The 26,087-nt window shown below is 71.9% G+C and carries 26 protein-coding genes, 1 tRNA gene and 1 pseudogene; 15 read left to right on the forward strand and 13 right to left on the reverse strand.

Annotation, left to right across the window (positions count from 1 at the left end):
- Positions 1-50: 50 nt before the first annotated feature.
- Positions 51-737: a histidine phosphatase family protein gene (locus DIZ27_RS23830; protein ID WP_109380494.1), complete on the reverse strand. Its 687-nt coding sequence runs from the start codon at positions 735-737 to the stop codon at positions 51-53.
- An 86-nt stretch (positions 738-823) separates the two neighbouring features.
- On the opposite strand from DIZ27_RS23830, the pseudogene DIZ27_RS23835 reads away from it, so the two are divergent.
- Positions 824-1,853: pseudogene (locus DIZ27_RS23835) on the forward strand (magnesium and cobalt transport protein CorA).
- 23 nt (positions 1,854-1,876) lie between these two features.
- Here the strand turns inward: DIZ27_RS23835 and DIZ27_RS23840 are convergent.
- Positions 1,877-2,665 (reverse strand): ferritin-like domain-containing protein, encoded by a 789-nt coding sequence (locus DIZ27_RS23840; protein WP_109380495.1) that lies wholly within the window; start codon positions 2,663-2,665, stop codon positions 1,877-1,879.
- A gap of 314 nt (positions 2,666-2,979) precedes the next feature.
- On the reverse strand, positions 2,980-4,035 hold the full coding sequence (locus tag DIZ27_RS23845) for an LLM class F420-dependent oxidoreductase (protein WP_109380496.1): 1,056 nt from the start codon (positions 4,033-4,035) through the stop codon (positions 2,980-2,982).
- A 180-nt stretch (positions 4,036-4,215) separates the two neighbouring features.
- Here DIZ27_RS23845 and DIZ27_RS23850 point away from each other — a divergent pair, with 180 nt between their 5' ends.
- Together DIZ27_RS23850 and DIZ27_RS23855 are read left to right on the forward strand one after the other, a co-directional pair.
- Complete coding sequence (locus tag DIZ27_RS23850; RefSeq protein ID WP_109380497.1) at positions 4,216-5,202, forward strand: aldo/keto reductase; 987 nt, start codon at positions 4,216-4,218, stop codon at positions 5,200-5,202.
- Positions 5,199-7,451, forward strand: a complete 2,253-nt coding sequence (locus DIZ27_RS23855) for a helix-hairpin-helix domain-containing protein (protein WP_181383659.1) — start codon at positions 5,199-5,201, stop codon at positions 7,449-7,451. The genes DIZ27_RS23850 and DIZ27_RS23855 overlap by 4 nt, the downstream gene beginning before the upstream one ends.
- Before the next feature lie 79 nt (positions 7,452-7,530).
- Here the strand turns inward: DIZ27_RS23855 and DIZ27_RS23860 are convergent, their stop codons facing one another.
- A complete protein-coding gene (locus DIZ27_RS23860) occupies positions 7,531-8,211 on the reverse strand; it encodes a hypothetical protein (protein ID WP_109380499.1) in 681 nt (226 codons plus the stop codon).
- A 47-nt stretch (positions 8,212-8,258) separates the two neighbouring features.
- Here DIZ27_RS23860 and DIZ27_RS23865 point away from each other — a divergent pair, with 47 nt between their 5' ends.
- On the forward strand, positions 8,259-8,447 hold the full coding sequence (locus DIZ27_RS23865; RefSeq protein ID WP_109380500.1) for a DUF5703 family protein: 189 nt from the start codon (positions 8,259-8,261) through the stop codon (positions 8,445-8,447).
- 85 nt (positions 8,448-8,532) lie between these two features.
- Here the strand turns inward: DIZ27_RS23865 and DIZ27_RS48480 are convergent, their stop codons facing one another.
- From DIZ27_RS48480 to DIZ27_RS23880, 3 genes are all read right to left on the reverse strand, one after another.
- The gene (locus DIZ27_RS48480; RefSeq protein WP_109380501.1) at positions 8,533-9,261 is read right to left on the reverse strand and encodes a chaplin; all 729 of its coding nucleotides are present in this window, start codon (positions 9,259-9,261) and stop codon (positions 8,533-8,535) included.
- Between the two features lie 165 nt (positions 9,262-9,426).
- Positions 9,427-9,660: a chaplin ChpH gene (chpH, locus tag DIZ27_RS23875; RefSeq protein WP_109380502.1), complete on the reverse strand. Its 234-nt coding sequence runs from the start codon at positions 9,658-9,660 to the stop codon at positions 9,427-9,429.
- Between the two features lie 149 nt (positions 9,661-9,809).
- Positions 9,810-11,135: a M20/M25/M40 family metallo-hydrolase gene (locus tag DIZ27_RS23880; protein WP_109380503.1), complete on the reverse strand. Its 1,326-nt coding sequence runs from the start codon at positions 11,133-11,135 to the stop codon at positions 9,810-9,812.
- A 209-nt stretch (positions 11,136-11,344) separates the two neighbouring features.
- Here DIZ27_RS23880 and DIZ27_RS23885 point away from each other — a divergent pair.
- Together DIZ27_RS23885 and DIZ27_RS23890 are read left to right on the forward strand one after the other, a co-directional pair.
- A tRNA-Leu gene (locus DIZ27_RS23885) sits at positions 11,345-11,432 on the forward strand.
- 133 nt (positions 11,433-11,565) lie between these two features.
- A complete protein-coding gene (locus tag DIZ27_RS23890; RefSeq protein WP_109380543.1) occupies positions 11,566-11,940 on the forward strand; it encodes a YchJ family protein in 375 nt (124 codons plus the stop codon).
- 6 nt (positions 11,941-11,946) lie between these two features.
- Here DIZ27_RS23890 and DIZ27_RS23895 read toward each other — a convergent pair whose 3' ends face one another.
- Positions 11,947-12,648, reverse strand: coding sequence for a FadR/GntR family transcriptional regulator (locus DIZ27_RS23895; protein WP_109380504.1), 702 nt, complete (start codon positions 12,646-12,648; stop codon positions 11,947-11,949).
- A gap of 136 nt (positions 12,649-12,784) precedes the next feature.
- Between DIZ27_RS23895 and DIZ27_RS23900 the strand changes: the two genes are divergently transcribed.
- The 4 genes from DIZ27_RS23900 (at position 12,785) to DIZ27_RS23915 (ending at position 16,601) form a co-directional block, all read left to right on the forward strand.
- Positions 12,785-13,303 carry a gluconokinase gene (locus DIZ27_RS23900; RefSeq protein WP_109380505.1) on the forward strand — a complete coding sequence of 173 codons (519 nt, stop codon included), beginning with the start codon at positions 12,785-12,787 and terminating at the stop codon, positions 13,301-13,303.
- An 86-nt stretch (positions 13,304-13,389) separates the two neighbouring features.
- The gene (locus DIZ27_RS23905; RefSeq protein ID WP_109380506.1) at positions 13,390-14,787 is read left to right on the forward strand and encodes a gluconate:H+ symporter; all 1,398 of its coding nucleotides are present in this window, start codon (positions 13,390-13,392) and stop codon (positions 14,785-14,787) included.
- A 12-nt stretch (positions 14,788-14,799) separates the two neighbouring features.
- Entirely contained in the window at positions 14,800-15,561 is a 762-nt protein-coding gene (locus DIZ27_RS23910) for an SDR family oxidoreductase (RefSeq protein ID WP_109380507.1), read from the forward strand.
- A gap of 14 nt (positions 15,562-15,575) precedes the next feature.
- On the forward strand, positions 15,576-16,601 hold the full coding sequence (locus DIZ27_RS23915) for an L-idonate 5-dehydrogenase (RefSeq protein WP_109380544.1): 1,026 nt from the start codon (positions 15,576-15,578) through the stop codon (positions 16,599-16,601).
- A 94-nt stretch (positions 16,602-16,695) separates the two neighbouring features.
- Here the strand turns inward: DIZ27_RS23915 and DIZ27_RS23920 are convergent, their stop codons facing one another.
- Together DIZ27_RS23920 and DIZ27_RS23925 are read right to left on the reverse strand one after the other, a co-directional pair.
- A complete protein-coding gene (locus DIZ27_RS23920) occupies positions 16,696-18,237 on the reverse strand; it encodes an APC family permease (protein WP_109380508.1) in 1,542 nt (513 codons plus the stop codon).
- Positions 18,238-18,317: 80 nt separating this feature from the next.
- Positions 18,318-19,268, reverse strand: coding sequence for a hypothetical protein (locus DIZ27_RS23925; protein ID WP_181383660.1), 951 nt, complete (start codon positions 19,266-19,268; stop codon positions 18,318-18,320).
- Between the two features lie 282 nt (positions 19,269-19,550).
- Between DIZ27_RS23925 and DIZ27_RS23930 the strand changes: the two genes are divergently transcribed.
- The 3 genes from DIZ27_RS23930 to DIZ27_RS23940 are packed head-to-tail and all read left to right on the forward strand — an operon-like array spanning position 19,551 to position 20,861.
- On the forward strand, positions 19,551-20,102 hold the full coding sequence (locus DIZ27_RS23930) for an NUDIX hydrolase (RefSeq protein WP_109380510.1): 552 nt from the start codon (positions 19,551-19,553) through the stop codon (positions 20,100-20,102).
- Between the two features lie 37 nt (positions 20,103-20,139).
- Entirely contained in the window at positions 20,140-20,532 is a 393-nt protein-coding gene (locus tag DIZ27_RS23935; RefSeq protein ID WP_109380511.1) for a YidH family protein, read from the forward strand.
- A complete protein-coding gene (locus DIZ27_RS23940) occupies positions 20,529-20,861 on the forward strand; it encodes a DUF202 domain-containing protein (RefSeq protein ID WP_109380512.1) in 333 nt (110 codons plus the stop codon). The genes DIZ27_RS23935 and DIZ27_RS23940 overlap by 4 nt, the downstream gene beginning before the upstream one ends.
- A 46-nt stretch (positions 20,862-20,907) precedes the next feature.
- Here DIZ27_RS23940 and DIZ27_RS23945 read toward each other — a convergent pair whose 3' ends face one another.
- The gene (locus tag DIZ27_RS23945) at positions 20,908-21,852 is read right to left on the reverse strand and encodes an NADP-dependent oxidoreductase (RefSeq protein ID WP_109380513.1); all 945 of its coding nucleotides are present in this window, start codon (positions 21,850-21,852) and stop codon (positions 20,908-20,910) included.
- Positions 21,853-22,028: 176 nt separating this feature from the next.
- Here DIZ27_RS23945 and DIZ27_RS23950 point away from each other — a divergent pair, with 176 nt between their 5' ends.
- Both DIZ27_RS23950 and DIZ27_RS23955 read left to right on the forward strand, forming a co-directional pair.
- Positions 22,029-23,054: a phosphotransferase family protein gene (locus DIZ27_RS23950; RefSeq protein WP_109380514.1), complete on the forward strand. Its 1,026-nt coding sequence runs from the start codon at positions 22,029-22,031 to the stop codon at positions 23,052-23,054.
- A gap of 6 nt (positions 23,055-23,060) precedes the next feature.
- Positions 23,061-24,275 carry an acyl-CoA dehydrogenase family protein gene (locus DIZ27_RS23955; RefSeq protein ID WP_109380515.1) on the forward strand — a complete coding sequence of 405 codons (1,215 nt, stop codon included), beginning with the start codon at positions 23,061-23,063 and terminating at the stop codon, positions 24,273-24,275.
- 14 nt (positions 24,276-24,289) lie between these two features.
- On the opposite strand, the gene DIZ27_RS23960 is transcribed toward DIZ27_RS23955, so the two are convergent.
- On the reverse strand, positions 24,290-24,883 hold the full coding sequence (locus tag DIZ27_RS23960; protein WP_109380545.1) for a TetR/AcrR family transcriptional regulator: 594 nt from the start codon (positions 24,881-24,883) through the stop codon (positions 24,290-24,292).
- 228 nt (positions 24,884-25,111) lie between these two features.
- Entirely contained in the window at positions 25,112-25,885 is a 774-nt protein-coding gene (locus tag DIZ27_RS23965; protein ID WP_109380516.1) for an SDR family oxidoreductase, read from the reverse strand.
- Between the last annotated feature and the right edge of the window lie 202 nt (positions 25,886-26,087).

A 26,087-nucleotide genomic window follows, 5' to 3' on the forward strand; every position in this document is an offset into this window, starting at 1 on the left:
ACGACTGAGACGGCGCTGCTGTGACCGCTTCACCCTACTGCGGCCGACGATCACGGTGCGCCCGCACCGCCCCCGACCGGGGCGTCGTCGGCGGGCGGCTCCTCGCGCGGCACCAGGGAGGCGAAGTCACCGGTGTCGCCGAGCCGGACGAGGTAGGGGCGCAGCCGTGTGTAGCGGATCGCGGTGATGGAACACGGCTCCACGGAGATCCGCTGAAAGAGGTCGAGATGAAGTCCGAGCGCGTCCGCGACGAGGGACTTGATGATGTCCCCGTGCGAGCACATGAGGTACACGGCGTCGGGGCCGTGATCGCGTTCCACGCGCGCGTTCCACTCGCGCACCGCCTCGGCGACGCGTGTCTGCATGGCGCGCATGGACTCCCCGCCGGGGAAGGCGGCCGCCGAGGGATGGGCCTGCACCACCTCCATGAGGGGTTCGTCCTTCAGTTCGGCGAGCTTGCGGCCGGTCCAGTCGCCGTAGTGGCACTCCCCGATGCGCTCGTCGGTGTGGGCGGTGAGGCCGGGCCGGGCCCTCAGCAGCGGCTGGATCGTCTCCTGGCAGCGCTGGAGAGGGCTGGCGACGATCTCGGAGAGGGGCAGTTCGGCGAGCCGTCCGGGCAGCGCGGCGGCCTGCGCGGCCCCGCGTTCGTCCAGGGCGACGCCGGGCGACCAGCCGGCGAGCAGTCCCTCGGTGTTGGCGGTGGATCGTCCGTGCCGGACCAGGAGCAACGTGGGCATGCGGACCAGGGTAGGCGCACGCGCGGGTGTGCCGTCAGGTGCTGTGCCGGGTGTGCCGGCCGGCCGGTGAAGGGAGAACGCGTTCCGTGATCGTCGACTGTGCCATCTACCGGGACGGGCACCGTACGGAGGGGCCCGAGGACTTCTCCGGCGCGCTGGAGGACGCACGGGCGGCGAAGGGTTTCGTCTGGATCGGGCTGCACGAGCCGACGACGGACGAGTTCGCCCTGGTCTCGCGGGAGTTCGGCCTTCATCCTCCCCCATAGCCCTGAACGGGCATGGGAGGCGCCCCCAGCGGTCGAGGACGCCCTCAAGGCACATCAGCGGCCCAAGCTGGAGGTGTACGACGACTCGCTGTTCATGGTCCTCAAGCCGGTCGATTACGAGCCGGACGGTGCCGTCGTCTCCACCGGCGAGATCATGATCTTCCTGGGCGACTCGTTCGTGGTGACCGTCCGGCACGGCGAGGGCTCCCCGCTGGACACCGTACGCAGCCGGCTGGAGCACGAACCGGAGCTGCTGGGCAAAGGACCGACGTCGGTGGTGTACGCGATCGCCGACGCCGCCGTCGACCACTATCTCGTCGTGGCGACCGAGCTGCAGACCGATCTGGAGGAGCTGGAGGCGGAGGTCTTCTCACCGGAGGGCGCCGGCACCCGGCTCACCGCGTCCCGGATCTACACCTTCAAGCGGCATGTCCTGGAGTTCCGCCGGGCGAGCGGGCCGCTGACAATGCCGATGGCGCGGCTGACGGAGGCGGGCGCGTTCGGTGCGGCGGTGCCCTTCGTGTCCAAGAAGGCACGTCCCTTCTTCCGTGACGTGCACGACCACCTCACGCGCGTGAACGATTCCGCGGAGGGGATGGACCGGTTGGTCTCGGACATCCTCTCGGCGCATCTGGCCCAGGTGAGCGTCCGTCAGAACGACGACATGCGGAAGATCTCCGCGTGGGCGGCCATGGCCGCGATCCCCACCATGCTCGCGGGGATCTACGGCATGAACTTCGAGCACATGCCGGAACTGCGGTGGGAGTGGTCCTATCCGGCGGTGATCCTGGTGATGGCCGCGCTGGAGGTGCTCCTGTACCGGTTGTTCAAGCGGCGCGGGTGGATGTAGCGGGGCGTGGGCCCGTCCGGGGGTCAGGCGAACTCGGGCGCGCTGCTCGCGGGGTCGCCCAGGGCGTCGCGGCGTTCCGGCATCCTCAGGGAGACCATGCGGCGCCAGCCGCCCAGGCGCTCGTAGGCGTACACCGCGTGGATGCCGGCCGCCAGGAGCGCCCCTCTGGCCCGGGACCAGCCGAGGATGTCTCCCATCCGGGCCATCACCGCGAGGCTGACGTCGCGGTGGACGCGGATCTCGGCGAGCGCGCACGCGCACAGGGTGCGCTGGATGGCTCGGCCGTGCCCGGCGTACGCGAGGCGCAGCAGTTCCTCGTGGCAGTAGGCGAGGTGGCTGTCCTCGTCGTGGGAGATCATCGTGACGGCGCGGCCGAGTTCGGGGTGGTCGGCGAAGTGCTTGCGGAGCAGTTCCATCTGCTCGGAGGCGCGCTGCTCGGTGACGCGGCTGTGCGCGAGATAGGTGACGATGTCCTGGACGGTGAGCGGTTCGTCGCGCCTGAGCTTGTCGTGCGCCAGGCCGATACCGCTCCGCTCGAGGAGCATGGTGTAGTCGGTCTCGGGCGGGACGGGGACCGGTCGCACACCGCGCTTCTTCATCAGGGCGTTGAAGATACGTCCGTGCTTGTCCTCGTCGGCGCCGTGCCTGGTGATCTTGGGGGCGAGTCCGCGCTGGCTCTCCGGAACCAGGGCCGCGATCCGGGCGTTCTCCCAGCCGCCCTGCGACTCGCCGCTGGCGGCGATGGAGCAGAACAGCGCGAAGGAGTCGTCGTCGTCGAGGATCTCCTGGAACAGACTCTTGGCCGACAGCATCTTGGGCCCCTCTCCACGACGATTCCGCACGTTCCCTGGTCCGGTGTTCCGTGGTCCGGTGTTCCGTGGTCCGGTGTTCCGTGGTCCGGTGTTCCGTGGTCCGCGAAGAACGAGTCAATTGCGAGGAGGCGCGCACGGCAACAGGTGTGCCCGGTAACTCCGCCAAAAGGAGGACGGGCGCGGGGACACGGGGGCGTAACCGGAGGGGGCCGCCGGGCGTTGTGGTGGGGGACGGCCGTGGCGGGGAGGACCCCCGAGCCCCCGCCACGGCCGTGGAGACTTCACCCGCGGCACCCGGCGCCCCGGGACAGGGCCTACGCGAGGCCCGCGTGCTCCAGCGCCTCGGTGCCGGCGCGCAGGGAGGCGAGGCGCTCGTCGAGCGTGAAGCCCGCGGGGGCGAGGGTGAGGGTGGTGACCCCCGCTGCCGCATAGGCCTTCATCCGGTCCGCGATGCGGTCCACGGAGCCGAGCAGCGTCGTGGAGTCGATCAGGTCGTGCGGCACGGCCGCGGCGGCGCCCTGCTTGTCGCCCGACAGGTACTTGTCCTGGATCTCGGCGGCTTCCCGCTCGTAGCCCATGCGCCCGGCGAGCTGGTTGTAGAAGTTCTGCTTGCGGCTGCCCATGCCCCCGACGTACAGCGCGGTGTAGGGACGGAAGGTGTCGGCGAGGGCGGCGACGTCCTTGTCGTCGCCGACGGCGAGCGGGAGCGTGGGGCAGATGTCGAAGCCGTCGAGGGTCTTGCCGGCCTTCTCGCGGCCCGCCCTGATGTGCTTGACGGCGGTGTCCTCGAGGTGGTCGGCGGAGGGGAAGATCAGCAGCGCGCCGTCGGCGATCTCACCGGTCTGCTCGAGGTTCTTCGGGCCGATCGCGGCGATGTAGAGGGGGATGTGCTCGCGCTGCGGGTGCACGGTGAGCTTGATGGGCTTGCCCGGACCGCCGGGCAGGGGCAGGGTCCAGTGCTCACCGTCGTGGGAGAGACGCTCGCGCGTCATGGCCTTGCGGACGATCTCGACGTACTCGCGGGTCCGCGAGAGGGGCTTGTCGAACTTGACGCCGTACCAGCCCTCGGAGACCTGCGGGCCGGACACGCCGAGACCGAGGCGGAACCGGCCGCCGGAGAGGGAGTCGAGGGTGGCGGCGGTCATCGCGGTCATCGCGGGCTGGCGGGCGGGGATCTGGAAGATGGCCGAGCCGACGTCGATCCGCTCGGTCTGGGCGGCGACCCAGGTGAGCACGGTGGCCGCGTCGGAGCCGTAGGCCTCGGCGGCCCAGCAGACCGCGTATCCCAGGCGGTCGGCCTCCTGTGCCACGGCGAGGTTGTCCGAGTCCATTCCGGCACCCCAGTAGCCGAGGTTGATCCCGAGTTTCATGACCCTCTCCCCTTACTCGTCAGTAACGTCGCTTGCGGTGACCCTATACCGCCGACGGCCGGGCCGGGGGGCGGTGCCGCGCCGTGGGAGACCGGGCCGGGTGGGACCTGGGGAAACCCGGGGGAATCAGTTGTCCACAGGTACCCACACCGCAGGTGTCGGCCAGTAATCTCGGCGTTCATGGAGCAGAGGCATCTCGGCCGTACCGGCCTGCGCGTGTCCCGCATCGGTCTCGGGACCCTGACCTGGGGTCGGGACACCGACGAGCACGACGCCGCGGACCTCTTGAAGACGTTCTGGGAAGCGGGCGGGACCCTCGTCGACACCGCCGACGTGTACGGCGACGGGGAGGCCGAGTACCTGCTCGGGCAGCTCATGGACGGGCTGGTGCCGCGCCGGGACCTCGTCATCTCGACGAAGGCCGGGAGCGTACCGGACCCGGAGCGCAGATTCGACGGCTCGCGCGGCCATCTGCTCTCCGCGCTGGACGCCTCGCTCGCCCGTCTCGGCACCGATCACGTCGACGTGTGGCACGTCCACGCCTACGACCCCTCCACCCCGCTGGACGAGACGCTCCAGGCCCTCGACATCGCCGTCGCCAGCGGGCGTGCCCGCTATGCCGGGGTGTCCAACTTCTGCGGCTGGCAACTGGCCAAGGCGGCGACCTGGCAGCTCGCCGCGCCGGGGGTGCGGGCCCGGTTGGCGAGTACCCAGATGGAGTACTCGCTGCTCCAGCGGGGCGTGGAGCGGGAGGTGCTGCCGGCGGCCGTCGACACGGGGATCGGGATCCTGCCGTCCTCGCCGCTCGGGCGGGGCGTACTGACCGGCAAGTACCGGGGCGACGCCTTGCCGCCGGACTCGCGGGGTGCCTCCGAGCACATGGCGCCGTTCGTCGCGCCGTATCTCGACGACACGGCGAGCAGGATCGTGGACGCCGTGACCACGGCGGCGGACGGGCTCGCCGTGACCGCGCTCCAGGTCGCCCTCGCGTGGGTGCGGGACCGCCCGGGCGTGGCCGCTCCCATCGTCGGCGCGCGCAACGCCCGGCAGCTCGCGGCGGCACTGTCAGTGGAGGCGCTTAGTCTTCCTGACGAGATCTGCCGGGCGCTCGACGACGTGTCGGCGCCCGTGCACCGCTATCCCGATCACGACTGGAGCACGCTGTGAGCACGGAGCCGTCCGAGACCGCGGAGGACGCCGAGCCGGGGACGCCGGACGAGCCGGCTCGGACCGAACGGGCCGGGGCGGAGGCCGACCCGGCCGAGCAGGGCGGGGACGCGACCGAGCAGGGCGGGGACGCGGCCGAGCAGGGCGGGGACGCGGCCGAGCAGGGCGGGGACGCGGCCGAGGGGCGGCAGGTGTCCGAGGCCGAGGCCGAGTTGCTCGCGCAGCGGGTCGAGCGGGAGCGGATCGAGCGGCGGAAGGCGGAGCGGCAGGAGCCGATCGAGGCCGGCGCCAAGCTGAGCGGCCGGGCCGCCGATCTGCTCGCCGCCGTGCGGGCCGTGGAGAGCGGTGAGAAGCCGGTGGCCGCCGTGTTCGAGGAGGCAGGGCCCGCGCCGCGGCGGCCCGCTCCCGAACCGGCGCGACCGGCGCCGCCGGTGACCGTCGAGGCGGCCCCCGCCACCGAAGTGGTCTCGGCCGTACGCGCGGTGCTGGTCCAGGGCGGTGCACCCGAGACGCTCGCCGTGCAGACCGCCGAAGTGCTGGGTGAGGGGGCCGAGGAGGCCCTGCGCGCCGATCCGTGGCAGCTGCTGCGGGTGACCGGTGTGCGGCCCGCGCAGGCGGACGGGTTCGCCCGTGCGCTGCTCGGCTCCGCTGCCGGGCCGGACGACGCACGGCGGGTGCGGGCCGTCACCGGGTGGCTGCTGGAGCAGGCCGCGGCGGCCGGGCACACCGCGTTGGAGATGCCTGTGCTGACCGCCGCCCTCGAGCAACAGGGGGTGCCGGATGCCGAGGGGGCCGTGCGGAACGCGATCTCGGACGGTGACGTCCTCGTCTTCCAGGACCCGGTACCGGAGGCGGGCGCCCCTGCACCGCGGCGGGGCGGTGCCGGAGCCGGGGAGAGCCAGGACGAAGCAGACGGAGCGGAGGAGGAGCGGCCCGTCAGGGTCCTCGTGGGGCTGGAACGGTACGCGATGGCTGAGGAGAGCCTCGCCGACGGCCTGGCCCGGCTCGTCGGCTCCGCTCCCCGGCAGGACGGTCCGGGTGCGGAGTGGGAGCGGGCCGCCTCCTCGGCGGACGGCTCCGGGGGTGAGCTGATCCGCGCGGTCGCCGGCCACGGCCTCGTCCTGCACACCGGTGGGCAGGCGTCCCTCACCGAGTCGGCGGCCCTGCTGCGGGCGGCGCACGGGCTCGGGTTGCGCACCTGGGCTGCCGCACACGGTCCGCTCGGGCGCGCCCGGTTCGCGGCCCTGCTGGAGGGTGCCGGGGCAGCCGACGATGCCGGAGCCGAGGTCCCCGGGATCGCCACCGTCGCCGGGCTGTTGTCCGGTGCCGAGGGGCCGGGGCGGGACGCCGACGGGGCGCTGCGGCTGGATCTGCTCGTCGTCCTGGACGCTCCTCAACTGGACGTGGAGGCGGCCGCGCTGGTCACGGAGTCGCTGCCGGACGGTGCCCGGCTGGTGCTGGCCGGGGATCCGGGGGTGCTGTGGTCCGTCGGTCCGGGACGGGTGTTCGCCGATCTGCTGGCGGCGCGCGCCTGCCCGCAGATCGCCTCCCGGCGGCCGGATCCGGGGCCGCTGGGCGAACTGGTCTCCGGCATCGGCGTCGGTGAGCTGAACCAGGTGGCGGCGCCCGGCAAGGAGGTCGTCATCGTGCCGGTGCGGGATGCGGGCGAGGCCGTGCACCGGACCGTGCAGCTCGTGGTGGACTCGGTGCCGCGCGCGATCGGGGTGCCGGCCGAGGAGACGCAGGTGATCACCCCGGGGCACGGCGGCGCGGTGGGCACGCGCGCGCTGAACGCCGCGTTGAAGGAGCGGCTCAATCCGGGGCCGGGGCGCTTCGGCGGATTCGACCCGGGCGACCGGATCGCCTACTCCCCCGCCCGGGGCCGTACGGTGCCGGGCCGGGTGGTGCGGGCCGACGCCGACGGCCTGCACCTGTCCTGCGCGGGCGAGGCCGTCGTCGTACCGCAGGAGCGCGTGGAGCGGTCCGTACGGCATGGATGGGCGCTGACCGCACACCAGGCCGTGGGGTGCCGGTGGCCCGCGGTGGTCGTGGTGCTGCCGGGCGACGCCGTTCCGGCGTTGAGCCGGCCCTGGGTGTACACCGCGTTCAGCCGGGCGGAGCGCCATCTGTCCGTGGTGCACGGTGTGGAGCAGGCGTTGCCGCACGCCGTGGCGGAGGTGGCGGCCAAGCCCCGGACGACCCGGCTCCCGGTGCTGCTGGCGCCGCAGATTCCGGCAGCGGCCGGCTGACTCCCGCCACCAGCGACGGCGACGGCGGTGACACCGAGGGTGTCACCGCCGTCGCCGTGCGTCCGGGCCCCGGGCCCGGTCAGCGATCGGCGTCCAGGGGCTCCAGGTCCTCGTCCTCGTCCAGGATCCGCACCTGCCGGACCTCGAGGTCGTCGTCCAGATCCTCGTCGAAGACCGCGCTGACGTCGAAGCGGCACACGACCCGGGCCGGGTCCACCTGCTCGAACGGGGCCGCCAGCCATTCACCGGGCTCCGCCGGTTCGTCCGATGCCGTCACCCAGAGCGTGGAGTCCCCCTCCTCCAGGCCGAACTCCTTGTGCCGGGATGCGATCTCGTCCGGTTCGTACTCGCCGAACAGGACGCCGAGCGCGCCGTGGACGGTGTCCGAGGCGTCCGAGCCCCCCTCGTCGTCCGCCGCCTCGATCCGCTGTGCGTGCGCCAGCAGCCGCTGCGGCTCCACGACGGCGTAGTCGCGACGGATCAGCACGCTCAGGGCGTTCGGCTCCTCCGGTCCGGTGTAGGGCGGCAGGGCGTCCTCCGCACCGGGGATCTCGAAGGGCGTCACCTCGTCGTGGCAGTCGTAGAGCAGTTCGTCGTACGCCTCAGCGGCCACGGCCAGCTCGTTGAACGCCTCGTAGACGGCCGGGTCGTCCTCCCCCGACCGGCGCTCGACCGCGGCCAGGTGGCGGTCGAGCGCGGTCTTGACCGCCTCGGCGGCGGCGCGTACCTCAGCAGCGGTGGGCTGCGCAGCATCAGACATAGTGCAGACGCTATCCGTACCGGGGCCCAGCACGCACAATAGATGCGATGCCGGAATATGAATTTGTCGACGTGTACGTACCGCGCGGGGTCTCCCGCAAGGAGACGGCACGTCTGCTGACGGACCACGCAGAGTACGGTCACTGGGAGTTGGACCGTCTGAGCCTGCTGCACGACGGCAGCCGCAAGGTGCGGTTGCGGCGGCGGATCATCCGCCAGGTACGCGCGACCTGGTGAGTTCGGGCCGCCTGTCGACAGCTACGAGATCAGCCGGCCATGGTGCGGGCCCCGCGGTCGCGGGGCCCGCACCGTGTGACCGGTGTCACGCGGCGGCCCGTGCCTTGCGGTAGAGGACCGCTCCGGCGAGCAGCGCGCCCGCACCGACCGGCAGGGCCAGGCCCACCGGCAGCTCGCTGCCGGTCCTGGCGAGCTGCGCGTCGGCCCGGGGCGCGGCGACGGACCGGGGGCCCGGCCGACTGCCCTGCGAGGGGCCGGCCGGGGTCTCGTCGCGCGGAGCGGACGGCGTGCTCGGGTCGTCGCCGGGCTCCTGTGGCTTTGCCGGGGTGCCCGGGTCGCCGTCGGCACAGTCGCCGCCCGTGGCGGCGTTGCCGGCGCCGACGACGTCCACGCTGTTGCTGCAGACGTTCACCGGGATGTGGATCGGAGCCTGGATCTGGTTGCCGGAGAGCACGCCGGGCGAGCCGGCGGTGTGTCCGTCGGCGTGCGAACCTCCGTGGCCGCCGGAGTCACGGTGGTTGCCGGACTCGCTGTGGTTGCCGGACCCGCCGTGGCCGGCCGAGGCGGAACCACCCTGGTTGGCACAGGAGTTACCCACGGACGAGTTGAGGAGGCCGACGACGTCGACGGTGTTGCCGCAGACGTTGACCGGCACGTGCACCGGCGCCTGCACCGTGTTCCCGGAGAGGACGCCGGGCGAACCCACGGCGGCGCCCTGCGCGCCGGAGTCGGCGTGGGCGACCCCGCCCGCGGCGGCGATCACGCCGGTGGCGGCGGCCACGGTCATCAGGCCCTTGCGAGTGACCTGTCGCATAGCTGAAATCCCTGCTTTCGACCTTGTGCCGGGAATTCCGTCCGTCGGATTCCCGGTGTTCCGACGTTCTGCGAGACCGGTCGGCCCCGGAGCGCATGGCGCGCGCCCCGGGGCCGACGAGCTCAAACACTGGAAAACGCTTGCCCTAAGGGGCGAGGCACAACGTCACTGGTTGATGCAGACGTTGCCGACGGCGGGGTTCAGCAGCCCGATCACGGAGACCGTGTTGCCGCAGACGTTCACCGGGACGTGCACCGGGGCCTGAACGACGTTGCCCGAGAGAACACCCGGGGAGTGCACGGCGGCACCCTGGGCACCGGAATCGGCGGCGGCCATGCCCGCACCCGCGAGAACCAGCCCACCGGCGGCGGCGGCGACAGCGACGACCTTCTTGATCATTATTCCTCCTCGTTGGCAATGCGATCCCAAGTCGCAGATCACATCACGGGTAACGAGGAAGGAGTAATGAGGCTACGAGCTTATCGTCGCATTCACTCTTCCCGGTCAACTCCGCACGTCTGCACGATTGTTGGAATCGCCGGACTACCTCAGGAGGCGTCCAGGAACCGGTCGAGCACCCGCACGCCGAACTTCAGGCCGTCCACCGGCACCCGCTCGTCGACCCCGTGGAACATGCCGGCGAAGTCCAGCTCCGGCGGCAGCTTCAGCGGCGCGAAGCCGAAGCAGCGGATACCGAGGTCGTCGAAGGACTTGGCGTCGGTGCCGCCGGAGAGCATGTACGGCACCGCCCGCGCGATCGGGTCCTCGGCGCCGAGCGCCAGCTGCATGGCGTCGACGAGCCGGCCGTCGAAGTCGGTCTCCAGCGCCTTGTCGGCGTGCACGTCCTCCCGCCTCACCCGCGGGCCGAGGATGCGGTCCAGGTCGGCCAGGAACTCCTCCTCGTGTCCGGGCAGGAAGCGGCCGTCGACGTGGGCGGTGGCCTGGCCGGGAATGACGTTGACCTTGTAGCCGGCGCCGAGCATGGTGGGCGCCGCCGAGTTGCGCAGCGTGGTGCCGATCATGCGGGCGATGCCGCCGAGCTTGGCGAGGGTCTCCTCCATGTTCTCCGGGTCGAGCTCGGTGCCGAGGGCATCGGAGAGCTCGTCCAGGAAGGCCCGTACGGTCTTGGTGACCCGTACCGGCCACTTGTGCCGGCCGAGCCGGGCCACCGCCTCGCTGAGTTCGGTGATCGCGTTGTCGTCGTTGGTCATCGAGCCGTGGCCCGCCGTGCCGTCGACGGTGAGCCGCATCCAGTGCATGCCCTTCTCGGCGGTCTCGACGAGGTAGAGGCGCAGCTTCTCGTTGACGGTGAAGGAGAACCCGCCCACCTCGCCGATCGCCTCGGTGACGCCCTCGAACAGCTCGGGGTGCTCACGCACGAGGTACTTGGCACCGTAGGTGCCGCCGGCCTCCTCGTCGGCGAGGAAGGCGAGGACGACGTCGCGCGGGGGCTTGCGGCCGCTGCGCATGCGGTCGCGGACGACGGCCAGCGTCATCGCGTCCATGTCCTTCATGTCGACGGCGCCGCGCCCCCACACGCAGCCGTCGGCGATCTCTCCGGAGAAGGGGTGGTGGGTCCAGTCCGCCGCATTGGCCGGTACGACGTCGGTGTGGCCGTGGATCAGCAGCGCGGGCCGCGAGGGGTCCTCCCCCTCGATACGGGCCACGGTGGAGGCGCGGCCCTTGTGGGACTCGAAGATCTGCGGTTCCAGGCCCACCTCGGCGAGCTTCTCGGCGACGTACTCGGCCGCCTTGCGCTCGCCGGGGCCCGAGTGGTCGCCGTAGTTGCTGGTGTCGATCCGGATCAGCTCGCGGCAGAGGTCCACGACCTCGTCCTCACCGGTGACGCCCCTGGCCGTGTCGGTCGCGCTCACGTGGTTCCTCCCGCTGTCACTGCTGGTGGGTCCCCCTCATCCTCTCCCCTGGACGCGTCCGCCCCAAGACCGGACCCGGCCCGTCACACGGCGTTCACTCCGGGACGGGGCAAGCCCGGCAACGCGCCCACCGGGGTGATCAGCCACCCCGGAAAGCCTGGTAATGTTTACTTCGTCGCAGCGGGGGAAACCCGCGCGTCAGACACCTTGTCCGGGTGGCGGAATGGCAGACGCGCTAGCTTGAGGTGCTAGTGCCCTTTATCGGGCGTGGGGGTTCAAGTCCCCCCTCGGACACCAGTGAGAACGAAGAGGGGCCCTTGATCTTCAAGGGCCCCTCTTCGTTGCCCGTCCGCCCGGGTCGGCGCGTCAAGCACGGGCCGCCGCGCACGCCGGGCTTCCGCTTCGACGACGACAGGACAGAATGGCCGTCATGACCACGCGTTCCTGCCCCTGCGGGCTGCCCGAGGCGTACGAGGCCTGCTGCGGGCGGTACCACTCCGGATCCGCCGCCGCGCCGACCGCCGAGCGGCTGATGCGGTCGCGGTACTGCGCCTTCGTGCGGCTGGACGCCGGTTATCTGCTGCGGACCTGGCATCCGCGGACGCGGCCGGAGCGGGTGGACCTCGATCCGGGGATGCGGTGGACCGGGCTGGAGATCCTGGACACGACCGGCGGGTCCGCCTTCCACACCACCGGGACGGTGACCTTCCGGGCGTCCTACCGGGGCGGCTCACTGCACGAGCGCAGCCGCTTCGAGCGGGTGGACGGGGCGTGGGTGTACGTCGACGGGGACTTCCTGAGCTGACGTCACTCAGGGCGCCAGGATGTCCAGTTCCTCGAGGGCGCCGACCGTGATCTGGCGGGTCAGTTCCTCCGCGCGGGCGGCGTCGCGCTCGCGGACCGCTTCGGCGACCTGGACGTGCAGGGTGACGGCGGCCGGGTCGGGATCGTCGAACATCACGTCGTGGTGGGTGCGGCCGGCCAGGACCTCGGCGACGACGTCGCCGAGGCGGGCGAACATCTCGTTGCCGGACGCGGTGAGGATCACGCGGTGGAAGGCCATGTCGTGGACGAGGTAGTCCTCCAGCTTGTGGCCGCGTGAGTTGGCGACCATGCCGATGGCGCACTCGGTGAGCTCGGCGCACTGCTCGGCGGTGGCATGGCGGGCGGCCAGGCCCGCCGCGACCGGTTCGATCGCCGAGCGCAGCACCGTGAGCGAGCGCAGCTGCCGGGGGCGGTCCGCGCCGGCCAGGCGCCAGCGGATGACCTGGGGGTCGTAGACGTTCCATTCACAGGTCGGAAGGACCGTCACGCCGACGCGGCGCCGGGACTCGACCAGGTGCATGGACTCCAGCACCCGGACCACCTCGCGCATCACGGAGCGCGACACGTCGAAGCGCTGGGCGAGCTCGTCGGTGCGCAGGACGCTGCCCGGCGGGTATTCGCCCGCGGTGATCTCGGGGCCGAGGGTGTCCAGTACACGGCCGTGCAGTCCCCGGCCCGTTGCGCTCATGGACACAGAGTACGGGGCAGATCACAGAGACGAAAAGTCAGACGTTTGCGTCACACACTCTTGTATTCGTCTTACCAATGGGTTTCAGTTGCCTCGACATCACGTGTCAACGAAGACATAAGACAGTGAGGCAGCGATGAACACCCCCCATGTCGTCGTGGTCATGGGCGTCGCCGGCACCGGCAAGACCACCATCGGTCCCCTGCTCGCGACCCGGTTCGACGTCCCGTACGCCGAGGCCGACGAGTTCCACCCGGAAGCCAACATCGCCAAGATGTCGGCCGGCACCCCGCTCACCGACGAGGACCGACTGCCCTGGCTGGATGCCATCGGTGACTGGGCGCGCGGGCGGACCGGCCTCGGCGGGGTCGTCAGCTGCTCGGCACTGAAGCGCTCGTACCGCGACCGGCTGCGGGCCGCCGCGCCCGGCGTGGTCTTCGTGCACCTCACCGGTGACCGCGCGCTCATCGAGGACCGGATGTCGCACCGCGAGGGGCACTTCATGCCCACGGCCCTGCTCGACTCCCAGTTCGCCACGCTCCAGCCGCTGGAGCCGGACGAGGTGGGGATCGCCGTGGACGTGACGGGCAGCCCGGAGGAGATCACCGAGCGGGCGGTCACCGCCCTCGAGGGCCTCTCCGAGCCGGCTCCGTAGGTCCCGCCCCGGACCCACATTCCCCGGGGCGCACCCCCGTCGCCCCGGTTCTTTCTCCAACTCCCCGTACTGACAAGGGATCCACCGTGACCAGACTCAGTGTCGAGATGCTGGCAGCGGACGTACCCGAGCCGATCACCTCGGCCGGCCACGCTCAGCTGGGCATCGCCGTCCTGGCGGGCATCGCCGTCATCGTCCTGCTCATCACCAAGTACAAGTTGCACGCCTTCCTGGCGCTGACCATCGGCTCACTGGCGCTCGGCGCGTTCGCAGGGGCGCCGCTGGACAAGGCGATCAGCAGCTTCAGTGCCGGTCTCGGCTCCACCGTCGCCGGTGTCGGCGTGCTCATCGCCCTCGGGGCGATCCTGGGCAAGATGCTCGCCGACTCCGGCGGCGCCGACCAGATCGTCGACACCATCCTCGCCAAGGCGAAGGGCCGCACCATGCCCTGGGCCATGGTGCTGATCGCCTCGGTGATCGGTCTGCCGCTGTTCTTCGAGGTCGGCGTCGTCCTGCTGATCCCGGTCGTGCTGATAGTCGCCAAGCGCGGCAACTTCTCCCTGATGCGCATCGGTATCCCGGCGCTCGCCGGTCTGTCCGTGATGCACGGTCTGGTCCCGCCGCACCCCGGCCCGCTGGTCGCCATCGACGCGCTCAGCGCCAACCTCGGTGTGACGCTGGCGCTCGGTGTGCTCGTCGCCATCCCGACGGTGGTCATCGCCGGTCCGCTGTTCGCCAAGTACGCCGACCGCTGGGTGGACGCCCAGGTTCCCGACCGGATGATCCCCCAGCGCGCCTCCGAGGATCTGGAGAAGCGCCCCGGCTTCGGTCCGACCCTGTTCACCATCCTGCTGCCGGTCGTGCTGATGCTGGGCAGGGCCCTGGTCGAGATCGCCATCGACGACCCGGAGAACGGCGTCCAGCGCGTCTTCAACGTCATCGGCTCCCCGATGATGGCCCTGCTCGTCTCCGTGCTCGTCGGCATCTTCACGCTGGGCATGCCCGCCGGGTTCAGCAAGGACCGGATCTCGCAGCTGGTCGAGAAGGGGCTCGCCCCGATCGCGGGCATGCTGCTGATCGTCGGCGCGGGCGGCGGCTTCAAGCAGACGCTGATCGACTCCGGCGTGGGCCAGATGATCATGGATATCTCCAAGGACTGGTCGATCCCGACGCTGCTGCTGGGCTGGCTGATCGCGGTGGCGATCCGGCTGGCGACCGGTTCGGCGACCGTGGCCACCATCTCGGCGGCCGGCCTCGTCGCGCCGCTCGCGGCCGACCTGTCGACCACGCACGCCGCCCTGCTGGTCCTCGCCATCGGCGCCGGCTCGATCTTCTTCAGCCACGTCAACGACGCCGGCTTCTGGCTGGTGAAGGAGTACTTCGGACTGAGCGTCGGCCAGACCATCAAGACGTGGTCGGTCATGGAGACGATCATCTCGGTGGTCGCCGGTGGTCTGGTCCTGCTGCTCTCGCTCGTCATATAGGGGTACGGAAAAATGACGACTCATTCCCTGTTCGACATCAGTGGCCGCACGGCCCTGGTGACCGGCTCCAGCCGGGGTATCGGACTCGCCCTCGCCCGCGGACTGCTCGAGGCGGGCTGCAGGGTCGTGCTCAACGGGCGGGACGGCGAACGCCTCGCCGAGGCCGCGGCCGAACTGCCGGGCGACGTCCACACGGCCGTGTTCGACGTGACCGACGGCGCCTCGGTGGCCGCGGGGATCGCGGACGTGGAGGAGCGGGTGGGCCCGCTCGACATCCTGGTCAACAACGCGGGCATGCAACTGCGGGCCCCTCTGCTGGAGTTCACCGACGCCGACTGGCACCGCATCCTCGACACCAACCTCACCAGCGCGTTCCTGGTCGGCCGGGAGGTCGCCCGCGGGATGACGGAACGCGGTCACGGGAAGATCATCAACATCTGCTCGCTGCAGAGCGAGGTGGTCCGCCCCGGCATCGCGCCGTACGCGGCCACCAAGGGCGCGCTGAAGATGCTCACCAAGGGCATGTGCGCGGACTGGGGCCCGCACGGGGTTCAGGTCAACGGGCTCGGCCCCGGCTACATCGAGACCGAGCTGACCGAACCGCTGGTGAAGGACGAGGAGTTCAGCGCCTGGGTGCGCAAGCGGACGCCCGCCGGGCGCTGGGGGCGTACCGAGGACCTGGTGGGCGGGGTGCTGTTCCTCGCCTCTCCCGCGGCCGACTTCGTCGGCGGGCAGGTGCTGTACGTCGACGGCGGCATGACGAGCGTGCTGTGAAAGAGGTGGCGGAGATGCTCGGTTGTGTGATCCACGGTCAGGGTGACCTGCGGGTCGAGGAACAGGCGGTGCCGGCCCCCGGTCCGGGTCAGGCGCTGGTCGCCGTCCGGTACGGCGGGGTGTGCGGTTCCGACCTGCACTACTGGCGGCACGGCGGGGTGGGCGACTTCCGGCTCCGGGAACCGATGCTGCTCGGGCACGAGGTCGTCGGCACCGTCGTCTCGTACGGTGACGGGGCCTCGGGCCCGGCCGCCGGCACGGCTGTCGCCGTGCACCCGGCGACCCCGTGCGGGGTGTGCCCCGAATGCGTGGACGGGCGGCGCAACGTGTGCCGGGACACCCGGTACCTGGGCAGCGCGGCGCGCTTCCCGCACGTGCAGGGCGGTTTCGCGGCGCAGATCGTCGTCCCCGCCGAGCAACTGCGTCCGCTTCCCGCCGGGCTGGAGCTGCGGCGGGCGGCTCTCGCCGAGCCGCTGTCCGTCGCCCTGCACGCGGTGCGGCGGGCCGGGGAGGTGGCCGGCCGACATGTGCTGGTCACCGGGGCCGGGCCCATCGGCTGCCTGGTCGTGGCGGCGGCGAAGGCGGCCGGGGCGGCGAAGGTGACCGTCACCGATCTGCTGCCGAAGGCGCTGGAGTACGCGCGGACCGCGGGCGCCGACACCCTCGTACGCGCCGACGACCCGGACGACGCCGGGTGGCCGGCGGAGGTCGACGTGGCGATCGAGGCGTCCGGCGTGGCCGCGGGGCTGGAAGCCTGTCTGCAGCGCGTGCGGCGAAGCGGAGTCGTCGTGCAGCTCGGCATGCTCCCGGCGGGGCAGAGCCCGTTCGCGGGCAACCTGGTGGTGAGCCGGGAGATCGAGCTGCGCGGGGCGTTCCGCTTCGACACCGAGTTCGACGCGGCGCTCGACCTGCTCGCGGCCGAGCCGTCGTTCGACGGCCTGATCAGCGCGGTCGTGCCGGTACGGGACGCGGAGTCGGCGTTCACGCTCGCCGCGGACCGGAGCCGGTCCTGCAAGGTCCTGCTGGACTTCGCCTCCTGAGCCCTTCCGGCCACCGCCTTCCCGGCACGGCCCCGGCGGGTCCACCGACCCGCCGGGGCCGACGCGTTCCCCGGACGTGCGTCGCCCGTCCGTCCTACGCGCCGCGCTCGGCCTCCTTGTCCAGTTGGAAGGCCTCGTTGCCGAGCCCGATGCGGGCGTGGACCTCGGGGGCGCGGGCGCGCAGGACCAGGCCCTGGACCAGGCCGGCGACGAGGGCCAGCCCGATGACGCCGGGCAGCAGCCGGCTCAGCACGGAGCCGGGGCCGGCGCCGACGAGTACGTCGAAGTCCTTGACGGTGTACCCGGCGATCACGACCAGGGCGAGGCCCGCCAGCGTCGAGGTGACCAGCCGCCAGGCCTGGGCACCGGCGGCCCCGCGGCGGACGAAGAAGACGACGACGGACAGCGAGGCGATCGCCATCAGCACGATCACGCCGAGGGCGCCGATGTTGCCGAACCAGGTGAACAGGTGCAGGACGGGCGCGGTCGGGTCGCCGGTCGGCTTGTCGTCGGTGAGCGCGAAGGCGAGGACGAGCACCACGGCGATGCCCGTCTGGAGCAGCGAACCGGTGCCGGGGGCGCCGCTGGTGCCGGTGGTGCGGCCGAAGGCGCCGGGCAGCAAGCCCTCGCGGCCCATGGCGAAGGCGTACCGGGCAACGACGTTGTGGAAGCTGAGCAGCGCGGCGAACATGCCGGTCACGAAGAGGACGTGCAGGACGTCCGTGAAGGTGCCGCCGAGCCGGGCCTCGGTCAGGTGGAAGAGCAGTCCCGCGCTCTGCTCCTGCGAGGTGGCGACGACATCGGCGGGGCCGGTGGCCACGGTGAGCGCCCAGCTGCTGATCGCGAAGAAGACGGCGACGCCGGTGACCGCGAGGAACATCACTCGGGGCACCAGGATGTGCGGCCGGCTGGTCTCCTCCGCGTAGACCGGGGCCTGCTCGAAGCCGAGGAAGGCGGCGATGCAGAAGCACAGGGCGGTGCCCACGCCGGCGCCGGTGAGGGTGTCCGGGTTGAAGGCGTGCAGTGACAGCCCTTCCTTGGCGGGGTCGGCGATGGCGGCGACGTCGAAGACGACGACCAGGAGCACCTCGATGACCAGCAGGACGCCGAGCACGCGCGCGTTGACGTCGATCTTCAGCCAGCCCAGCGCGCCGACGGCGACCGCGGCCGCGAGCGCCGGTATCCACCAGGCGACCTCCAGATCGGCGTAGGTGGCGAAGAGCCCGGAGACCTCGAAGCCGAAGATGCCGTAGATGCCGACCTGGAGCGCGTTGTAGGCGACCAGCGCGACCATGGCGGCGCCCGCTCCGGCGGTGCCGCCGAGGCCGCGGGAGATGTACGCGTAGAAGGCGCCGGCGTTGTGGACGTGCCGGCTCATCTCGGCGTAGCCGAGGCTGAACAGCACCAGCACGGTGCCGAGGACCACGAAGAGCAGGGGCTGGCCGACGATGCCCATCACCGCGAATGTGGTGGGCATGACACCTGCGACCACCATGAGCGGGGCGGTCGCGGCGAGCACGGAGAGCAGCAGACCGCCCGTGCCGAGGCGGTCGGCGCGCAGGGCGCGCTCCTGCCCCTTGAAGGTGCTGATGCCGTCCGCTGCGGATCTGCTCGGGCTCGAACTGTCCGTGGTCATCGGGAGACCGTCCTTGGGTCGGGAGTGGTTGTCGGGCGTGACGCGGTGGGCTGGGTCGGCCGGATCGGGCTCGTGCGGGTTCATCCGGTGCCGAGGGCGGCGGCCCGCGCGGCACGGAAGGCGGTGAGCGGGTCGCGGTCGGGGTACGACCAGGGGGCCTGGGTGGCCTTGTCGCCGATGCGGTGGAACAGGGCGGCGGCCTCGGCGCCCCGGCTCTCGCAGACCTTGGCGTGGGCGAGGAAGTTCAGGTCGATCAGGCGGCGCGGATGGCCTTCGTGCTCCCACTCCAGCCACCAGTCGAAGGCGGCCTTCATCACCTGCCGGGCACGGCGGCCCACCCAGTGGCCGGAGGCGGCCGGGTCGGCGCGCTCGTGGCCGGCGGCGGCGAGTGCGCGGTAGCGCTCGGCGTGCGCGATGACCGGCAGCATCGCCAGGGGGGAGTCGGCGGGCGCCTGTTCGGCGGACCAGTTGGCGAAGTCGTAGACCTCGTGCAGCGGGTCCGGGCCCGTCTCCACCCGGCGTTCGGCGAGCCAGGCGACCACCAGGTGGTGGGCGTGGTGGTGGTCCGCGTACCGGGTGCGGACCTGCTCGAAGATCCGCACCACGTCGCCCTCGGCACCCTGGGCGCACTCCAGCAGCAGCAGACCGAGCCACGGGGTGGGGTCGGCGGGTGACGCCGCGGCCGCCCGGCGGCAGGCCTCGCGCGCGTGGGCCGCCTTCTCCTTGCCGCGCAGAGCGCGCCTCACCAGGGCCAGGGCGAGCAGGACCGACGCGTCCCCGGAGTCGGGCTCGGCGAGCAGCCAGTCGCGGACCCAGGCGGCACTGGATGCCTCCCGGGCGAGCACGGTGATCCGGTGGCCGCGGCGGTCCCAGTCGTCCCCCGTACGGACGAGCAGCGAGCGGGCGTTCTGCCACCGGCCTTGCGCCAGCGCGGCCCGCGCGGCGACGAGTTCCTCGTCGTCGAGGGCCTCGTCGAAGGCCTGTGCCGCACGTCTGCGGGCACGGCCGAGGGGAGGCGGGGGTGGAGACACCGCGGACTTCCTCACGCGCTCTTCTTGTGGCTCGGCCCATGTCGGACGGTCGGTCGGTACGGCAGTGGTCGGCTGCCGATAGCCATGGGCCGATCACGGACAGCAAACCGGCAGCCAACAGTTGACGTCAAGGGCGCCCGAGTCATTACACGCGTCAACCAGCGTCACGGACAGGTCACTTGGGATCCGGCGGCCGGGTTCACGTCCGTCCGGCGTGGCACGGCCGGCAGCTCCCGGAAGCCGTACCTGCCGCGGACGGCCGGTCCTGCTTGGATGGGACTCATGAGTGCCGCTGACGGACCCGCGCGTGCCGCCGACGAGATCCTCGACATCGTGGACGAGGACGACCGGGTGACCGGCCGGTCCCCGCGCGGTGAGGCCTACGCCCGGAAACTGCGGCACCGTTGCGCGTTCGTCCTGGCCAGGGACGCCGAGGGCCGGATCTTCGTGCACCGCCGCACCCCGACCAAGCTGGTCTTCCCCTCCTTGTACGACATGTTCGTCGGCGGGGTCGTGGGTGCCGGGGAGAGCTACGACGAGGCGGCCCTGCGCGAGGCCGAGGAGGAACTGGGCGTGTCCGGGCTGCCTCGCCCCGAGTACCTCTTCAAGTTCCTGTACGACGACGGCGCCGGCCGGACCTGGTGGTCCGCGGTCTACGAGGTCCGCTGCGACCTGCCCGTACGGCCCCAGGCCGAGGAGGTGGCCTGGCACGCCTTCCTGACCGAGGCGGAGCTGGAGCGACGCCTGAGCGAGTGGACGTGGACACCGGACAGTCTGGCGGCGTACGAACGACTCAGGGCCACCCGGGCCCGGGAGCGGGAGCGTCCGAGCTAGACGCAGTCCGGTCAGGGCGTCCCGGTAGGGTCGCGGCGTGATCGACTTCGTACGGAACGTCCGGCTGTGGTTCGCGCCCGAGGACGTGCGGCAGGAGGGGGACACGCCCGACTACCGGTTCTCGCTGGCGAACGAGCGCACGTTCCTGGCCTGGCTGCGCACCGCCCTCGCGCTGATCGGCGGCGGCTTCGCCGTGGACCAGTTCCTGCCGGACCTGCGCTGGGGCTGGCGGGTCGGGCTCGCGCTGGCACTGCTCGCCGCCGGGGTGCTGTGCGCACTGCGCGCGGTCGACCACTGGGTGCGCTGCGAGCGGGCCATGCGGCGCGGTGAGGACCTGCCGGTGTCCCGGTTCCCGGTGCTGCTGAGTCTCGTCGTCGCCCTCGTCGCCGTCGCGATGGTCGTCGTGGTGCTCGTCGGGTGGAAGGGGTGAGCGGGCCGGCCGGGGCCCGGGACCCCGGGCTGCAGCCCGAGCGGACCCGGCTCGCGTGGCGGCGTACGACCCTCGCGTGCACCGTCGCGTCCGTGCTCGCGGTGCGCACGGCGCTGCACAGCGGGGTGTCGGCCGCCGGGGTGGTCCTGTGCGCGCTGTGCTGTGCCTGCTGGCTGGGGTTCCTCCTGGTCGCCCACCGCCGGATCCACGCCCTCGCGGCCACGGCCGCCCCGGCCGCGCCCTCTCCCCGGCGCCTCACCGCGGCGGTGCTCTGCGCCGGGGCCCTGGCCGTGTGCGGGGCGGCCCTCGTCCTGCTGGACCGGACCTAGGCACGCTGTCCGGGGAGGTCGGTGACGTGGCTCCCGGAAGGCCGCCTCACCGGTCCTCCGGCTCCCTGGCCACGGTGACCACGATCTTGCCCCTGGTCCGGCCCTCCTGGTTCAGCCGGTGGGCGTCCGCCGTGCGTTCCAGCGGGAACGTCTTCGAGACGTGCACGCGCACCGCACCCTGTTCCGCCAGTTCGGACAGGTGTCCGAGATCCCGGGGGTCGGGGCGGACGAAGCAGTAGTGGCCCCCGTACTCCGCCACCGCGTTGTCGGCGATCGACGCGAGCCGGCCCTCGGGGGCCAGGAGGTCGGCCGAGACCTTCAGGGTGGCGCCGCCGACCGTGTCGAACACCGCGTCCACGCCTTCGGGGGCGAGCCCCCGTACCCGCGCGGCGAGGCCCTCGCCGTAGGACACCGGTTCCCCGCCCAGCTCGCGGACGAAGTCGTGGTTGTGCTCGCTCGCCGTACCGATGACCCGGGCGCCGAGGTGTGCGGCGAGCTGGACGGCGATGGAGCCGACGCCGCCGGCCGCGGCATGCACCAGGACGGTCTCGGCCCGTTTCACCTCGAGGGCCCTGTACAGCACCTGGTAGGCGGTGAGTCCGGCGAGGGGCAGTCCGGCGGCTTCCTCGAAGGACAGGTTGCGCGGCTTGCGCGCGAGGGCCCGTACCGGGGCGGCCACGTACTCGGCGAAGGTGCCGCGGGAGAGGAAGTCCTCACGCACATAGCCGATGACCTCGTCACCGACGGCGAACTCGGGGACCGCGGCACCGGGCCGTACGACCACACCCGAGACGTCCCAGCCGGGGATCACCGGGAACACCGGGGCCAGGACCTGGTCGAGATAGCCCTCGCGGCACTTCCAGTCGACGGGGTTGACGGCCGCCGCCCGCACCTTCACGAGTACCGAGTCCGGGCCGACCCGGGGATCGTCGACCTCCCCGTACTCGAGCACCTCGGGGCCGCCGTATCGCGTATAACTGATCGCCTTCATGGGGTAGACCCTCCGGCGTCGCCTCCCGCTACGCAAGCCGAATGGCCGAACGGGCGTGTCGTGTGCGCGTGCGGTGGACGGGGCGTGGCTCCGGTCACGTTTCGCTCACCCCCTGGACGACATACCGACCGGTCGGCATCATGTGTCGAGTACCGTCACCTGCCGTAGGAGCGAGAATGAGCCCCGACCACCCGCCCGGACTGGATCTCGACCGGCTGGGCGCCCTGCTCGAGCGGGATCGGCCCGGCCTGGTGAACGGCCCGCTCTCCGGCCGGCTCATCGAGGGCGGCAGGTCGAACCTCACCTACGCGCTCTCCGACGGCACCGCGCAGTGGGTGGTACGGCGCCCGCCGCTCGGGCATGTGCTGGCCACCGCGCACGACATGAGGCGCGAGCACCGGGTGATCACCGCGCTGCACCCGACCCCCGTGCCGGTGCCCCGCACCGAGCTGCTGTGCGAGGACGAGGAGGTGCTCGGGGCGCCCTTCTACGTCATGGAGTTCGTCGACGGCGTCCCGTACCGGACGGCGGACCAGTTGGTGCCGCTGGGGCCGGAGCGCACCCGTCGGGTCGTGCTCGGCCTGGTGGACACGCTCGTCGAGCTGCACGCGGTGGACCCCGGCGAGGCGGGTCTGGCCGACTTCGGCCGCCCCGAGGGCTTCCTGGACCGGCAGCTGCGACGCTGGGGCAAGCAGCTGGACGCCTCCCGCGACCGGGAGCTGGCCGGCATCGACGAACTGCACGCCGCGCTGGGGCGGAAGCTGCCCCGCTCCCCCGCGCCGGCCGTGGTGCACGGCGACTACCGCCTCGACAACGTCCTGATCGGCGAGGACGACGACGAGATCAAGGCGATCCTCGACTGGGAGATGTCCACGCTCGGCGACCCGCTGACCGACCTCGGTCTGCTGGCGATGTACAGCATGCCGCTGGACGTGCCCGGCTCACCCGTCTCCACGACGGCCGAGGCGCCCGGACATCCGGCACCCGCCGAGCTGATCGAGCGGTACGCCGCCCGCTCGGGACGCGACGTCTCCGCGGTGTCCTGGTACACGGCGTTCGCCTGGTTCAAGCTCGCCGTGATCCTCGAGGGCATCCACTACCGCTACACGCTGGGCCGGACGGTCGGCCGCGGCTTCGACCGCATCGGCGATCTGGTCCCCGTCTTCATCGAGCACGGTCTGACCACTCTTCAGGAAGGCTGACGGGACATGGACTTCGCGTTCGACGCGCGCACCGAGGAGCTGCGCGCCAGGCTGCTCGCCTTCATGGACGAGTACGTCCACCCGGCCGAGCAGGTCGCCCACGAGCAGCGCGCCGCGCTGGCCTCGCCCTGGGACACCGTCCCCGTGGTGGAGGACCTCAAGGCCGAGGCCCGCCGGCAGGGTCTGTGGAACCTGTTCCTGCCCGACTCCACGTACGGCGCCGGCCTCACCAACCTCCAGTACGCCCCGCTCGCCGAGATCACGGGCCGCTCCCCGCAGCTGGCGCCCACCGCCACCAACTGCGCGGCGCCCGACACCGGGAACATGGAGGTGCTGGCCCAGTTCGGCGACGAGCAGCAGAAGAAGCAGTGGCTGGAGCCCCTGCTGGCGGGGGAGATCCGCTCGGCGTTCGCGATGACCGAGCCGGAGGTGGCCTCCTCGGACGCCACCAACATCACCACGCACATCGAGCGGGACGGCGACTCGTACGTCGTCACGGGCCGCAAGTGGTACATCTCCGGGGCGATGAACCCGGACTGCCGGATCTTCATCGTGATGGGCAAGACCGACCCGGACGGGGCGGACATCCGCCGCCAGCAGTCGATGATCCTCGTGCCCCGCGACACGCCCGGCGTCACCATCGAGCGCGCCATGCAGGTGTTCGGTTACGAGGACCACTCCCACGGCGGCCACGCCGAGGTGGTCTTCGACCACGCGCGCGTGCCGGTGGCGAACCTGATCGGTGAGGAGGGCGGCGGTTTCGCCATCGCCCAGGCGCGGCTCGGTCCCGGCCGGATCCACCACTGCATGCGGTTGATCGGCATGGCCGAGCGGGCGATCGAGCTGATGTGCCGACGGGCCGTGTCCCGTGACGCCTTCGGCAAGGCGCTGGCCCAGCAGGGCGTGGTGCAGAACTGGATCGCGGACGCGCGGGTCGCGGTCGAGCAGCTGCGGCTGCTGGTGCTGAAGACGGCCTGGATGATGGACACCGTGGGCAACCGGGGCGCCCACACCGAGATCCAGGCCATCAAGATCGCCACCCCGCGCACGGTCGTCGGCATCCTCGACCGGGCCATCCAGTTGTACGGGGCGGGCGGGGTCAGCCAGGACTTCCCGCTGGCTGAACTGTACGCCGGTGCCCGCACGCTGATGATCGCCGACGGCCCGGACGAGGTGCACCAGCGGTCGCTGGCGCGACGGGAGCTGAAGAAGTACCTGTAGGAAGCTCCGGCGCCTCAGGGACGGAGTGCGCGCAGCAGCAGGTCGGCGAGGTGATCGGCGACCTGCTGCGGTGTGAGGGGCCCGTCGGGGCGGTACCAGGTCGACAGGTGGTGCACGGAGCCGAAGTGGTAGTCCACCACCAGGTCGGCCGGGGTCGCCGTGGAGAACACGCCCGCCGCCTGACCCTCCTCGATCAGGGCGCGGAAGCGCTCGTGGTAGCGGCGGCGCTCGGCCCGTACCTGCTTGTTCTTCTCCGGGCTCAGATGGTGCATGGAGCGGAAGAAGATCGACGCGTCGTCCAGGTTCTCGATCGTCGTGACGACGACGTCGGCCGCGGCGCCGCGCAGGCGCTTCTCGATCGGCTCGTCGGCGCTCGCGTAGGAGTCCAGGCGTTCCTGCTGGAGGCGCAGCATGCGCGCGTAGACCTCGTGCAGCAGGTCGTCCTTGGAGCCGAAGTAGTGGTAGAGCGCGCCCTTGGTGACGCCGGCCGCCTCGACGATCTCCTGCACGGAGGTGCGGTCGTAGCCCTGCTCGGCGAAGAGCCGGGTGGCGGCGGCCAGGAGCCGCTGCGGCACCGGGGGCCCGTCACCGTCCGTCGTCCTGGGCACTGCCGCCACCTGCCTTCCGTGTCGCTGTCGCTGTTCGTTGTCGCTGGTCGCTGCCGGCCGCCGTCACCGCTGGTCGTCGCCGCTGGTGCCGCCGGGCGTCCCGCGTCGGGGAAAACGGTTCCCCGACGGGGATCTTCCCACTTGCCGTCCGCGGCGCGTCGGGCAGGATCTCCGGCTGCCGCGCGGGCTCCCGTGCGGTCATGGCCGGGCAGGGCCCGGCCGGGCGGCTCACCGGGTGGCCTCCCAGTGCCGCTGGATGCGGTTCATGCCGCCGAGCCAGCGCTCCGGGTCGGCGGCACGGGTCTGGTAGTACTCGGCGACCTCGGGGTGCGGCAGGATCAGGAAGCGGTCCTCCTCGATGCCGCGGAACAGGGCGTCGGCCACGTCCTCGGGCTCGATCGCGGTCGGCTTGAGCACCAGGTCGCCCGCGCTGCCGCTGTCGGTGAGCATGTCGGTGCGCACACCCTGCGGGCAGATCGCGTGGACCCTCACACCGCGGTGGCGGTACGTCAGGGACAGCCATTCGGCGAAGGCGTAGGCGCCGTGCTTGGTGACGCTGTAGGGGGCGGTGCCGATCATGGTGAGCAGTCCGGCGGCGGAGACGGTGGAGACGAAACGGCCGCTGCCGCGTTCCAGCCAGTCGGGGAGCAGCGCGTGCGCCGCGCGGACGTGGGCCATGACGTTGACGTCCCAGGAGAGCGCCCAGCCCTGTTCGTCGAGCGGCCCGCCGGGCTCCCCGCCGTCACGGCCGACGCCGGCGTTGGCGCAGTAGACGTCGATCCTGCCGCCGAGCGCGTCCAGGGCCTCGGGGACGACGCAGGACGCGTCGCCCGGCACCGCGATGCCGCCGATCTCCTCGGCGACGGCCTTGACGCGGCCGGCGTCCAGGTCGTTGACGACGACCTGGGCCCCCTGGCCGGCGAAGCGGCGGGCGAGTGCCGCCCCGATGCCGCCCCCGGCGCCCGTGACGACCACCTTCGCACCCTGCACGGCTTCCACCATCGGACTCCTTCGACGCGGCGGCCGGCCGCCTGCCCGGCCGGCTCTGTTTTCCGGCGGTTCCGGCGATCCCGACCCGGCCGCGGCGGTGACGCGCCGCGTCGCCGCCGTCACGCCGCTCGCATCACGCCAGACTAACCGGTCGGTATGCCGGGCGGAAGAAGAAGACGCAAACCGGCCAGGCCCGACTCGTTCCCCGGCGCGG

It is taken from the genome of Streptomyces sp. NWU339 (assembly GCF_003143855.1).
Lineage (GTDB): Bacteria > Actinomycetota > Actinomycetes > Streptomycetales > Streptomycetaceae > Streptomyces.